Origin of the sequence: Mesorhizobium loti R88b, from assembly GCF_013170845.1 — a bacterium.
Classification (GTDB): domain Bacteria; phylum Pseudomonadota; class Alphaproteobacteria; order Rhizobiales; family Rhizobiaceae; genus Mesorhizobium; species Mesorhizobium loti_B.
The window spans coordinates 740,706-753,064 of sequence record NZ_CP033367.1 but is presented as its reverse complement, the minus strand read 5'-3'; the positions used below and the strand labels follow the sequence as shown (position 1 = coordinate 753,064).

Here is a 12,359-nt window from a genome sequence, read left to right as displayed (position 1 = left end):
GACCTCCGGGCAAGTCTTCGCGAGGACGGACCACAGGGTATGGCGGAATCAAGCGTTATCGCAATTGATGCCGATGAGCAGGCGCACAGCGAGGTAGCCATTCGCCTGGCTGGCATCCATAAGTATTTCTCGGGCGTTCCGGCCCTGCGTGACGTCAGCGTTGAATTTCGCGCCGGCGAGGTACACGCCATACTGGGGGAGAACGGCGCAGGCAAATCGACGCTGATGAACATCATCTCGGGCACGCTTCTTCCCAGCCAGGGGGAGATCAGGTTCGAGGGCCGGCTGATCCAGCAGATGACCCCCGAGGTGGCGGCATCGCTGGGCATCGGCACCTGCTTCCAACATCCCGCCATTATCGAAGATCTCTCGGTTCTGGAAAATCTCCGCGTGGCGCTGCCCGTTTCGCTTTTTTCGGGCGAGCCGCCGCACGAGGTCGCCAAGCGGATGCTGGATAGCGTCGAATTGGAGGTGCCGCTGCATATGCGCGCGGAGGGTCTCACCGTCGCCCAGAAGCATCTGCTGGAAATCGCCAAAGCGCTCGCGCTTAAACCCAAGGTTCTTATTCTGGATGAGCCCACCGCCTCCTTGGATCAGGAAGCGACGGACATGCTGTTCGACCGTATTCGCGAAGTCGTGAAAACAGGCACGTCGGTCATCTACATCACCCATCGTCTGGCTGAGATCCGCCAGATCGCCGATCGCGTCACCGTCCTGCGTGATGGGCGCGTGCGCGGCGCGGCGCGGGTGGACGACATCAGTGACACCGATCTCGTCCGCCTCATTGTGGGCCGCACGCTCGAGTCGGCTTTTCCACCAAAGTCGCAGTGCGCCAGCCAGGAAATAGCGTTCTCGGTCACCGGCTTAAACGGAAAGGGTCTGCGCAATATCAGCTTCAGCCTGCCGCGTGGCGAGATCATTGGCGTCGCCGGGGTTGCCGGCAATGGCCAGTCGGAGCTCATGCGCGTGCTGGCAGGCCTGCAAACGGCTGGAGGCGCCATAGCCCTGCATGGTCGCAAGATCACGCAAACTGAACTGCTGCACCAGGCAGCCTTCATGCCTTCCGACAGGCATATCGAAGGTGTTGCAAGCGGACTGACTGTGCGAGAGAACGCGACATTTTCGGCGCTGGAGAAATTCGCGGTCGCCGGCATCGTCAGCAGAAAGAAGGAACTCGAACGGGTCAAGTCCATCTTCGGTGAATTGGCCGTCAAGACGCCGAGCATGGAAGCGCCCATCCTGTCGCTTTCGGGCGGCAACCAGCAGAAGGTCGTGATGTCCCGGGCGCTTCTGTCGGAGCCTGGCCTTATCATCGCAGACGAGCCGACGCAGGGCGTCGATGTGGGCGCTCGTTTCGAAATCTACCGGATTCTGCGCGACGTCTCGAATTCTGGCAAACCCGTCGTCGTCAACTCGTCGGACGCCGTCGAGTTGGAGGGGCTTTGCGACAGAGTTATTGTGATGTCGCGCGGTCATGTCGTCGAGACCCTGACAGGCGATGACGTCGTTGAAGAACGGATCGTCGCCGCAGCGGTCAGAGCGGAAACCCATGGCGGTGAAGGCGTCTCAAATGCCCTTGCCCCTCGAGGAAGCGGGTTACGGCACTTTCTGCAGTCTGATAACGCCCCGGCCGTGCCGCTTGCTCTCGTGACCGCCCTGCTGGGGCTCTATGTCTACAGTCAGAACGATAACTTCTTTTCGATCTACAACATCTACAACATTTTCCTGCTGGCGACCGCGCTTGGGTTCATTGCGCTGGGGCAGACCATTGCCCTTCTGATGGGCGGTATCGACCTCTCGGTTGGGCCGCTCGCTGGCTTTCTTGTCGTCGTGGCTTCCTTCTTCATCAATGACGACAAGTCGACTGTGATGATCGTCGCGGGATTTCTGTTGATCTTCGCAAGCGCCTTCATCGCAGGGGCCGTGAACGGGATCTTGATACGTTATGCGAACTTCACGCCTATCGCGGCGACCCTGGCCATGTATATCGCCATACAAGGCTTCAGTTTTCTGCTGCGCGACAATCCGGACGGCTATATCAACAATGCGGTCACGGACTGGATCAACTGGCAATGGGGCCCGTTTCCAGTGGCATTCCTGGTGCTCGTGGCGACAGCGCTCGGTGCCGAGCAAGTGCTGCGCCACACGAAGGCTGGATGGCGCCTGAGGGCTGTAGGTTCCGACGAGGATTCCGCGCGGAGGATGGGCACGCGCGTCGACCTCACCTTCATCACCGGATACATCGCCTGTTCCCTGCTGACCGCGCTCGGAGCAATCATGCTGATGACGCAGATCGGAGTCGGCGATCCGCGCCAGGGCGTGAACTATACTTTATCGAGCATTACGGCTGTGGTCCTTGGGGGCACGAGCCTCACCGGCGGGCGCGGCACCTTCATCGGCACGGTTCTTGGCGCGGTTCTGATCACCGAGGTGCTCAATGCCGTCACCTTCCTCGGCCTGACGCAGACATACCAGTATCTGTTCCAGGGCATCCTAATCGTCGTCGCCGCTCTGATCTATTCGGCCGCGCAGAAGCGCGCGGCGCATTGAGGGCGCGGCCGCCGACAGACGAGCTCAAGGCGTCAACGCCTTCATGCTCGAAGCTGCAAGACATGAGGAGGACCACATGGCCGAAAAAGTGAATGGCATGCACCATATCGGACTCACCGTACCAGATATCGAGGACGGCATCGCCTTCTTCAAGGCCGTCTTCGGCGCGATCGAGGTCTTCCGGACGGGCGCATTTGACGTCGACGAGAACTTCATGAAGAACAAGTTGGGCGCCTCGGCACGATCGCGCATTCGCGATCTCGTGTTCCTGCGCTGCGGCGAGGGAACCAGCGTCGAGCTCTTCGAATACGAAGGTGAAGATAAAAAGGCACCTCCGCTGCGTTCGTCGGAAGTCGGTGGCATGCATCTCTGTTTCGAAGTTGACGATGTCTTCGCCTCGGCGGAACGGCTTCGCGCACAAGGTGTCGAGATGCTGGAGGGACCCAACAGGGTCGAGGACGGTCCCCTTGCCGGTTTCGACTGGATCTATTTGCGCACGCCCTGGGGGCAGATGCTTGAGATCGCCAGCTTCGACAAGCTCGGCTACGAGAAGAGCTCGCCGCACCGTCTGTGGCGCGCAAATGATCGCGCGCGGACCTGATTGGCCATGAACCGCAGCGCACGACCTCGCTGACGATCGTCGGGCATGTCGCGCGCTTGGTCGATCCCGCTTAGCTCTTTGACGCCCCGGAAAGACAGAAAAAGTCCTTTTCCCCAAGCCCGTCTGCGTAGGCCTGCTCAAAGCGTTGCCTGACGATTGCATTGAGCGGGACGGGTATATGATCGGCGCGGGCAGCACCGAGCACCAGATCGAGGTCCTTCACCATCTGGCTTACCGAAAACGCCGTCGGATATTCGCCTTTGTTGAGGGCGTCCTTCTTGTAGCCCAGCAGTGGCGTGGCGATTGCGCTCTGCGTCATGACCTCGAGCATGTCGGATCGGCGCAGTCCGCCCGCTTCGCCGATTGCCAGCGCCTCCGCCAGGAGGGCAGAGTTGGCGGCCAGGATGGAATTGATGGCAAGCTTCAGATATCGCGCCTGCTCATCGGCACCAACATAGAACTGCTTGGCACAGAAAGCGGACAGGATCGACTGCATGTCGTCGAAGGCAGACCGGGGGCCGGACGCCATGGCGGTCAGCTGGCCCGAGGCGGCATGCACCGTGGAACCTGAAACCGGCACCCGGAGATATCTCGCCCCTGTCGGCGTCAGCTTGCGAGCGACTTCGGCCGAGGCGGCCGGCGACACGGTGGAAATATCGACGACGACATGGGCGGGGCGGAGTGCCGCGAGAAAGGCGTCAGTCATCAAACCGAGCAGGGCCGCATCATCGGGAACTGCCGAGACGATGACATCGGAGGCGGCAAGCGCTTCAAGGCCCCGGCAGATCGCAAATCGTTGCGCCTCGGCCTTGGCGGCGCTCGCCTCATTTCGCGCCAGCACGGTTACCTGGATACCGGCCGCATTCAGTCGCCGGCAGATCGGCAGGCCCATTTTCCCGAGGCCAATCCATCCCACCGCTCGGAATGCGCTCGTCGCCATGCTCGCCACCTCCCAGTCATGCTGGTGTTAGACCAGCACCGTCATGGCTAAGCCGCGAAAGTTTCTCGTTTTGAGAATTATTTGCCGGTGTGCCGCGGGACACGACCCTACGATGCTGAGGTCGAAGAAGGGAGGCTTTGATGATCGGGGTGCTCACGTTCCTTCGGTCCCGGCCCGATCGGCTCGCCCAGACGATCGATGCATTGCAGAACCTGATCGCTCCAAGTCGCGACAGCCCCGGATGTGTGGCCATGCACCTTCATGCCGACCCCAGAGATGCGTGTCGACTGATGATCTACGAGCACTGGTTGAGCAAGACTGATTTCGATGTCAACGGTGCCCTTCCGCAGTCTCAAAGGTTCTGGCAGAATCGGAATGACTTCCTGCAGGAAGAAATAGATATCCAGTTCTTCGATCTGGTGGCCGGCGCGCCGCAGGGAAGTGCCGCCGGACAATAGCCGCCTCGGCGCATTCGAGTGGTTCCTCCCAAGTCGCGCGCCCAGCGGGACACTGGGGACGGTGAGAGGCCCGCGAGCCTTGATTATCTGCCTGAAGGCGACAACATGACAATCCGGTTGGGAGGCCGGAGGAAATGACCGAGTACGAACTGTTGCGGATCATCAGCTTCCTTGAGCGGATGCGCAAACCCTATGATCAGCTCCTCCCGATCGCTGAACCGGACCAGAACTGGAATATGGTGATCTTCCTCATGCGGAGCTACCTTCGGGGTCAGACGGTGAGCATGTCGTCGCTAGCCCAGTCGGCCGAGGTTCCCTTCGCGAGCGCCATGCGGCGCATCCACCGGCTCATCGAGCTCGGCGAGGTGGAGAAGCAGGAAAAGGGGCCGGATTCAAAGACGTTCTATGTCGTTCCCAGTCGTCGGATGATCGAGAACTTCACCGAATATGCGCGCAAGGTCAAAGCCCTACTGGCCGAGACCTTCGGGCTGAAGTCCGGAAACGGCGACGAGGAGGACTACTACTTCGGCGGCTCCTATCTGGCTGGTCAGATCATTCCGCCCCTCGAGATCATGGCAAGCAGCCAGGACACCGGGCAAGATCTGAAATTTCTGCTTCACGACGACAACTACTTCGCCTCGATGCGCGACATGTGGTCGGACTTCCGCGCAAAACTTTCCTCGCGGAAGAACTTCACGCTTCTGCCGCTACCCCAGCTCCAGGAGGAAGTGTTCGAGAACGCCCGCAGAAAGCACAGCAAGTACGACGTCATCGCCGTCAACATGCCCTGGCTCGGCGAGGCGGTGAAGCGGAATGTTTGCCAGCCCCTGAACGAGTTCCTCGAGAAAAGCGGGATTAATCCCCTCGACTTCCACCCCAATATCTGGGCGACCGGGTCATGGGACAAGATTCAGTACGGCGTTCCGATCTATTGCACGGTAGAGACACTCGCCATCCGCAGGGACCTGCTGGAAGCCTACAAGCTGCAACCCCCAACAAGCTTCGACCGTGTCATCGAAGTCGGCAAGCAATTGCACCAGCCGCACCGCGGCCTGTACGGCGTGGTGTGGAACGCCGCTCGCGGCATGCCCATCGCCCATTCCTTCATGTTCTTCATGGCCTGTTGCGGCAGCGCCGTGATCAACCTGCCGACGGCGCGGCTGTACCTGGATTACTCCCGCCTCTCAGGAGACCAGATGCGGCCCCGCCTCGACAGCGATGCCGGCCGCAAGACACTTGATTTCATGCACCGGCTGCTGTCGATCTCGCCACCCGACATCCTCGACATCGACTGGAACAGGGGGCTCGAATATTTCATGACGGGCCATTCCGCCATGGCTTACACGTGGACCATGCGCGCGGCGCGCTTCGAATACGACATTCGCTCGGTGGTGAAGCGCAAGGTCGATTATCTTGCCCATCCCCATGGGCCGGGCGGGACAAGCGTCAGCCCGATCGGCGGATTCGTGCTGATCATCCCGCAGTCGCTGCCGCCAGAGCGCGCCAAGCTCGCATTCGAGGCAATTTCCTGGATGGCCTCGCCGTCGGCGATGAAGGAATATGTCAAGAACGGCTTTCCGGTGGCGCCACGCTTCTCGGTCAGCGCGGATCCGGAGGCCGCCGCCTCGACGCCGATCGTGCGCTTCGTCGACCGCCTGGCGAAGAAAAACAAGCTGCAGAACTGGCAGCGTCCGCCCATCCCCGAATACCACCAGGTCGAGGAAATCCTCGGCACCGAGATCTACGCGGCCCTGACCGGAGACATTACCGACCAGGAGGCGCTGGAGCGCTCGCAGAACCGCATCGACAAGGTCATGCGCGAGGCCGGTTATTACTGATGATCAGGGCTCCTGCCGCGAGGCCTTTGCCTTCTCGCGTGCCTTGAAGGTCCGCGCGCTCATGCGGTCGAGCAGTTCGATGACGTCGCGAAGACTGTCGTGGGGAATGCCGTGCGTGATGAACACAACGCGCGTGCGCTCATCCTCGTCGGGCCAGCAGTCGAGCCACGTCATTGTGTGAAGCAGGTGCTGAGCGCCCTGGATGACCGCCGGACGGCCCGGCTCCCCGGCAACGTTGACGAGGCCTTTCACGCGCAACAGACCTGGGCCGAGATTCTGCGAAATGCCGTCCAGCAGGAACTGCAATTCGGCGCGCGAGACCGGCTCGTCCCGGAGCAGAACAAAGGATTCGATCTCCTTGCCGGCGAGATGATTGGTGCTGTGATGGTGGTGCGCGCAATGGTCGTCGCAGACGTGCTCTTCAATTGCGGTCGCCTGGTAGCGAGACAGTGATAACCATGGCCGGGGGTCGTCGCTCGGGTCGGCCGCGTCGAAACCCTTCGTTGTCAGCAGGGCGGCAATGTCTGCCGTCGCGGAGACTATTGGCCTGATGTCGGCCGCCGGGTTAAGGCGTGCGAGTTCGCTCGCGAGGCGCTCCTCGGTGCCTGGCTCGGCGAGATCGAGCTTGGTGATCCGGATCTGGTCTGCGAGGGCGACCTGCCGGGCCGCCTCATCATGGTTCCGGCTCGTTTCTTCCCAATTGACCGCGTCCACGAGCGTGACAACGCTTGCAACGCGGTAGAGGCCGTCGAGCGTCGGCTCGGACAGGAAGGCCTGCAGCACGGGACCCGGCTCTGCCAGGCCCGAGGTCTCGATGACAACGTTGTCGAAAGCGGAGATGCGCCCCGCAATGCGGGATTGGTAGAGTTCGTTGAGGGTGGAGACGAGGTCGCTGCGCACGGTGCAGCAGAGACAACCGTTTTCGAGGACAATGACCGCGTCGTTCGAATTGGCGACGAGCAAATGGTCAAGGCCCACCTCGCCGAACTCGTTGACCACCACGACGGTATTGCGCAATTCTGGGGCCTTCAGGGCGGCATTGATCATCGTCGTCTTGCCGCTCCCAAGAAAGCCCGTGACGAGCGTCACGGGCAATCGGGCATGGGTCCGGCCGCCGGCAGCTTCCATCTCAAGGTGTCCGCTGGTGGTGCATCAGAACACCTCGCAGCCCGGCAGGCCGCAGGAGATCAGCCGATCGGAGGGGAAGTTCGTGATGATCTCGCATCCGTCCTTTGTGACGACGACCTCCTCTTCGATGCGCGCGGCACCTGAGCCGTCCTCCGCGCCCTTCCAGGTTTCGAGCGCGAAGACCATGCCTTCCTGAAGCGGGGTGTTCTGGCCCCGGAATCGCTTGGAGAAGATCGGCCGCTCCCACAGCGAGAGGCCGACGCCATGGCCATACTGCAGCAGGAATGCCTCTTCCTCGTCGCGATAGCCGAACTCATGCGCGTCGGGCCAGACGGCGGCCACCTCATCGGGCGTGACGCCCGGCCTGATCATGTCGATGGAGGCGCTAATCCATTTCGAAGCGGTCTCGTAGGCATCGATCTGGTGCCTGTTCGGCTCGCCGCAGATGAAGGTGCGGTAATAGCAGGTGCGGTAGCCGTTGAAGGAATGCATGATGTCGAGGAACACCATGTCGCCGGGCTGTATCATGCGGTCAGAGAAGGTGTGGGAATGCGGGCGCCCGCGTCGGCCAGACACCGAGTTCACGCATTCGACTCGCTCCGAGCCCATCCGGAACAGACGGTCGTTGGCGATGGCGACAAGTTCGTTTTCCTTCGTGCCTGGCCGAATGGCGCGAGCGATGTCAACGTAAGTAGCATCGACCATCGCGGCAGCCATTTTCAGGAGCTCGATCTCGTCACCGGTCTTGATCTCTCGCGCGTCGAGAAGGGCCTGCTGGCCGTCGACGATCTCGATGCCCTCGGCTTCAAGCGCGCGGATCATGCCCAGTTCCATGATGTCGATGCCGAGCGGCTCCTTGTCAATGCCGTAATGCACCAGCGCCTTCTTGATCTGGCGGGCGAAATCGCGCGCGACATTCATGCCTGGGGGTATGGCGCCCTGCATCGTGGTGATCGGTGCGGCGACGTTGTCGGCTATCCACGGCGATGCGATTCGTTTGGCAGGAGGCGCGGGATCCCAAAGGAACGGCGAACCTTCGACCGGGCAGAGCGCGTACCGGAAGAACTTGTCGCGGGCCCATTCGCCAATATGGGTAGCGGTGACGTAGCGGATGTTGTCGAAGTTAAAGCAGAGCACGCCGCCGAGCCCGGCGAACCGGATTGAAGCCTGGGCTCGTTTCAGGCGCTCCTTGGACAATCGGTGGTAATCTATACCCTGCTCCCAATCCTTGGCCTGGGTTCCGTAGGCGGCTGTCGAATATGGGCTGTTGTACTTCAAGGCGATTTCCTCCGATTATCCTGCAGGCGGCGACCGCGAACGGCGCAATCCTTGTCATGTCGTGTCAGGCGAATTCCTGTTCCCAATTTCGTTTCTCGAGCACCGACTTCAGCCGTGACAGGAAGGCGGCTGAATAGGCGCCGTCGAAGGCTCGGTGGTCGAAGCTCTGCCCGATCATTCCGAGCATTCTAGGAGCGATGAAGTCGCCTTCGGCTGTCGAAATCACTGCCGGCCGCAGGCGGATCGCGTCCGTCGACAGTATGGCGACCTGCGGCGCGTTGATGATGGGCGCGGTGAACTGGGTTCCGAACGCGCCATTGTTGGTGATCGAGTAGGTGCCGCCAGCCAGGTCGTCGGCGCCGAGCTTGCCGGCGCGCGCCTTCTCCACCAGGCGGCCGATGCCCTTGGCAAGACCTGGAACGGTCAGTTCGTCCGCGTTCCGCAGAACCGGCACGATGAGGCCCTTGTGGTCCAGATCGACGGCAATCCCGATGTTGACATCGGCACAACGGACGAGGCTGGCACCGTCCGTCCTGGCATTGATGTCGGGATATTCGCGTAGCGCGATGGAGACCGCCCTTGCAATGAAGGGCAGGAACGTCAGCGCTAGGCCGGACTCGGCCTTGAAGGCGTCCCTGCGCAGCTTGCGCACGATATCGATGGCGGTGAAATCCACCTCAAGCGCCTGGAACACATGTGGAATGGAGCGCCAGCTTTCGGCCAGCCGGTCCGCCGTCTTTTTTCTAATACTGGAGAAGGCCACGACCATGTCGCGAGGACCGATCGGCAGGCTTACCGAAGGGATAGACGCAAGAGCGGCGGGTCCCGCCTGCGGCGCCGACGTCGGGGGAACGGCACTGGCTTGCGAATGCGCAGCGCTATAGGCGTGGACATCCTTGACCGCGATCCGGTCGAGCCCCTTCTTTCTTGCGTCAGCGACGAGGCCCTTCAGATCGATGCCCTGTTCGGCGACCAGCCGGCGCGCCAACGGGGTGAGGCGAATGCCATCCTGCATGGCCTTACCGAACAAACCCCGCGAGGTCCGGACCTCTTCGAAAACAGAAAGAGCCGTTGCGGCCTTCGGTGACACTTTGGCTTTGTCGGCAACAGGGTTCTCAACGCCGGGCGAAGCCGCAGACGAGCCCGTCGCGCCGCTGCCCAAAACGGCGACCACGGCGCCTACCGGTGCTGTAGCGCCATCAACGACACGGATCTCCATGATCGTACCACCCTCGATGGCCTCGACATCGATGGTCACCTTGTCCGTCTCGACCTCGAACAGTCGATCGCCGGCTTTCACGCTATCGCCGACCTTCTTGAACCAGCTGACAATCTTGCCTTCGGCGACGGTCTCGCCGAGTTGCGGCATGACGACATTGGCGCCCATCTCAGTCCCCGTTCATGACGCGGCTGACGCGCTCGACGATCCGATCAGCCGTTGGAAGGGCAATGTCCTCAAGATGGTCGGCGGCAGGCAGCGGAATATGCGGAGTGGTGATGCGGACGCAGGGTCCGTCGAGATCCCAGAACACCTCGTCCGCCACGATGGAGACGATCTCGGCGCCCCAGCCGCACAGGCGGGGGTTCTCCTCGACGGTGAACAATCTTCCGGTCTTGACCACCGACCCGAGGATTGCCTGGGTGTCGAGCGGCACCAGGCAGCGCACATCGATCACCTCGGCGTCGATCCCGTGGTCCCTGGAAAGCCGGTTGGCCGCTTCCAACGCCCGAGGCACCATCATGGCCAGCGCAACAATCGTGCAGTCCTTGCCGGCGCGCAGGATCTTCGCCGTGCCGAGCGTGTCGACGATTTCCCCGTCCGGCACCTCGCCCTTCACGGCATAGAGCGCCTTATGCTCGTGGAAGATCACTGGATTGTTGTCGCGCACCGCAGCCGCCATCAGGCCGATCACATCGATCGGCGAGGACGGTGCCACGACCTTGAGGCCCGGTATCATCATCGACCAGTTCTCGATGGACTGCGAGTGCTGCGCGCCGAAGCGAACGCCCCCTCCGTTGCCGGTGCGCACAACGAGCGGCACGGACAGCTGGCCGTTGGTCATGTAGCGCGTCTTCGGAAATTCGTTGGCTACATAGTCGAAGCAAACGGCCATGAAGTCCGAAAACATGATCTCGGCGATCGGGCGCAGACCGGTCATCGCCGCACCCATAGCCGCGCCGAGAATGGCCTGTTCCGATATCGGCGTGTCGCGGACCCGACGCGGGCCGAATTCCTCCAGAAGACCGACAGTGGCCTTGAACACGCCGCCGGCCTTGGCGACATCCTCGCCGAGGAACACCACGCGCTCGTCACGGCGCATTTCCTGGGCGATGGCACGCGCGACCGCTTCGCGATAGGTCAGTTCCGCCATGCCCAGCCTCCATCGTCGTAAACATCGGCAGTCAGGAGCGCCTCCGGCGCTGGCGGGGAAGCCTTGCAGGCGGCCGTGGCTTCGTCGACTTTTTCTCGGCTCCGCTCCTCGATTCGGGAAATTTCTTCCGGGGCGATACCGAAATCGAGGAGGCGCTGGCGGTAGATCTTGACCGGGTCGCGTTCGAGCCAGCGGTCCAGTTCGCCCTCCGGCCTGTACTTGGCGGGATCGGCTCGGGAATGACCGGAATGGCGATAGGTCAGGCATTCAATCAGGGAAGGTCCGTCTCCTCCGCGGGCCTTTTCCAGGGCCGCGATCGCCGTGCGGTAGACGACGTCGGCATCATTGCCGTCGATGACAATCCGCTCCAGTCCATAGGCCGCCGCGCGATCCGCTGCGGGATGCGCAACCGCCGTTACATCGGCGATCGGTGTGTATTCCATGTACAGATTGTTCTCGCAGACGAAGACGACCGGCAGCTTCCAGACGGCGGCGAAATTGAGCGCCTCGTGGAAAGCGCCGATGTTGGTCGTCCCGTCGCCGAAGAAGCAGACGGAAACATCTCCATCACCGAGATACTGCGCCCTCCAGGCCGAGCCGCAGGCGATTGGCAGATGCGCACCAATGATGGCGTACGAGCCCATCACGCCATGTTCGACCGAGGTCAGATGCATCGATCCGCCCTTGCCCCGCATCAGGCCGATGTCTCGCAGCATCAACTCGCCGAGCATCTTCTCCATGCCCACGCCGCGCGCCAGCGTGTGTGCATGGCCACGGTAGGTGCAGAAGGATTTGTCGCCCGGCTGCATGGCAGTCCCGAAGGCAGCCGCGATCGCTTCCTGGCCGAGTGACAGGTGGCTAGTGCCTTTGACGAGATTCTGCAGGAACAGGTCGTGGGCCCGTTTTTCGCAGTCCCTGATCTCGACTTGAAGCCGAAACATTTCAAGGCGCGTTTCGACGCCGATGTCGTCATTCGGCAACGCTCCGCGATGCCGCGGGCCAGCTCTTGAATCTTTCATTGTGTAACCGGTTCCTCCCGCGCCTCTCCTCAAGGGCGACCTTGTCAGGCGTGGAATTTGCCAGACAAAGCTGATGCTTCAGTTCTGCAATTTTCCCAATTTGAGAATCTTCCGTCGAGCATCGGTGGCGCGCTGGGGCCAGCGTGGCGGCTGTACCGATCTCCTCCACGGCGGA

10 protein-coding genes are annotated in these 12,359 nt (G+C 61.6%); 4 read left to right on the top strand and 6 right to left on the bottom strand.

Going from position 1 to position 12,359, the window contains the following annotated elements:
• Window positions 1-39: 39 nt before the first annotated feature.
• Both EB235_RS03575 and EB235_RS03570 read left to right on the top strand, forming a co-directional pair.
• The gene (locus EB235_RS03575) at window positions 40-2,550 is read left to right on the top strand and encodes an ATP-binding cassette domain-containing protein (protein ID WP_051429744.1); all 2,511 of its coding nucleotides are present in this window, start codon (window positions 40-42) and stop codon (window positions 2,548-2,550) included.
• 76 nt (window positions 2,551-2,626) lie between these two features.
• Window positions 2,627-3,151, top strand: coding sequence for a VOC family protein (locus EB235_RS03570; protein WP_027032322.1), 525 nt, complete (start codon window positions 2,627-2,629; stop codon window positions 3,149-3,151).
• Between the two features lie 70 nt (window positions 3,152-3,221).
• On the opposite strand, the gene EB235_RS03565 is transcribed toward EB235_RS03570, so the two are convergent.
• A complete protein-coding gene (locus EB235_RS03565) occupies window positions 3,222-4,091 on the bottom strand; it encodes an NAD(P)-dependent oxidoreductase (protein ID WP_032925751.1) in 870 nt (289 codons plus the stop codon).
• 140 nt (window positions 4,092-4,231) lie between these two features.
• Here EB235_RS03565 and EB235_RS03560 point away from each other — a divergent pair, with 140 nt between their 5' ends.
• The gene (locus EB235_RS03560; RefSeq protein WP_027032324.1) at window positions 4,232-4,549 is read left to right on the top strand and encodes a putative quinol monooxygenase; all 318 of its coding nucleotides are present in this window, start codon (window positions 4,232-4,234) and stop codon (window positions 4,547-4,549) included.
• Window positions 4,550-4,683: 134 nt separating this feature from the next.
• Entirely contained in the window at window positions 4,684-6,387 is a 1,704-nt protein-coding gene (locus tag EB235_RS03555) for an extracellular solute-binding protein (RefSeq protein ID WP_027032325.1), read from the top strand.
• A gap of 3 nt (window positions 6,388-6,390) precedes the next feature.
• On the opposite strand, the gene EB235_RS03550 is transcribed toward EB235_RS03555, so the two are convergent.
• The 5 genes from EB235_RS03550 to EB235_RS03530 form a co-directional block, all read right to left on the bottom strand.
• On the bottom strand, window positions 6,391-7,515 hold the full coding sequence (locus EB235_RS03550) for a CobW family GTP-binding protein (RefSeq protein WP_032925754.1): 1,125 nt from the start codon (window positions 7,513-7,515) through the stop codon (window positions 6,391-6,393).
• A 24-nt stretch (window positions 7,516-7,539) separates the two neighbouring features.
• Window positions 7,540-8,793, bottom strand: a complete 1,254-nt coding sequence (locus EB235_RS03545; RefSeq protein ID WP_027032327.1) for a M24 family metallopeptidase — start codon at window positions 8,791-8,793, stop codon at window positions 7,540-7,542.
• A gap of 64 nt (window positions 8,794-8,857) precedes the next feature.
• Window positions 8,858-10,180, bottom strand: coding sequence for a dihydrolipoamide acetyltransferase family protein (locus tag EB235_RS03540; protein WP_032925758.1), 1,323 nt, complete (start codon window positions 10,178-10,180; stop codon window positions 8,858-8,860).
• A gap of 1 nt (window position 10,181) precedes the next feature.
• Window positions 10,182-11,165: an alpha-ketoacid dehydrogenase subunit beta gene (locus EB235_RS03535; RefSeq protein ID WP_027032328.1), complete on the bottom strand. Its 984-nt coding sequence runs from the start codon at window positions 11,163-11,165 to the stop codon at window positions 10,182-10,184.
• Window positions 11,153-12,184 carry a thiamine pyrophosphate-dependent dehydrogenase E1 component subunit alpha gene (locus EB235_RS03530; protein WP_027032329.1) on the bottom strand — a complete coding sequence of 344 codons (1,032 nt, stop codon included), beginning with the start codon at window positions 12,182-12,184 and terminating at the stop codon, window positions 11,153-11,155. The genes EB235_RS03535 and EB235_RS03530 overlap by 13 nt, the downstream gene beginning before the upstream one ends.
• Window positions 12,185-12,359 lie beyond the last annotated feature (175 nt).

Excerpts from the sequence above, each read along its gene's own strand:
- EB235_RS03565 (WP_032925751.1), bottom strand. The coding sequence starts at position 4,091 with ATGGCGACGAGCGCATTCCGAGCGGTGGGATGGATTGGCCTCGGGAAA.
- EB235_RS03570 (WP_027032322.1), top strand. The coding sequence starts at position 2,627 with ATGGCCGAAAAAGTGAATGGCATGCACCATATCGGACTCACCGTACCA.
- EB235_RS03530 (WP_027032329.1), bottom strand. The coding sequence starts at position 12,184 with ATGAAAGATTCAAGAGCTGGCCCGCGGCATCGCGGAGCGTTGCCGAAT.
- EB235_RS03550 (WP_032925754.1), bottom strand. The coding sequence starts at position 7,515 with ATGGAAGCTGCCGGCGGCCGGACCCATGCCCGATTGCCCGTGACGCTC.
- EB235_RS03540 (WP_032925758.1), bottom strand. The coding sequence starts at position 10,180 with ATGGGCGCCAATGTCGTCATGCCGCAACTCGGCGAGACCGTCGCCGAA.
- EB235_RS03555 (WP_027032325.1), top strand. The coding sequence starts at position 4,684 with ATGACCGAGTACGAACTGTTGCGGATCATCAGCTTCCTTGAGCGGATG.
- EB235_RS03535 (WP_027032328.1), bottom strand. The coding sequence starts at position 11,165 with ATGGCGGAACTGACCTATCGCGAAGCGGTCGCGCGTGCCATCGCCCAG.
- EB235_RS03575 (WP_051429744.1), top strand. The coding sequence starts at position 40 with ATGGCGGAATCAAGCGTTATCGCAATTGATGCCGATGAGCAGGCGCAC.
- EB235_RS03560 (WP_027032324.1), top strand. The coding sequence starts at position 4,232 with ATGATCGGGGTGCTCACGTTCCTTCGGTCCCGGCCCGATCGGCTCGCC.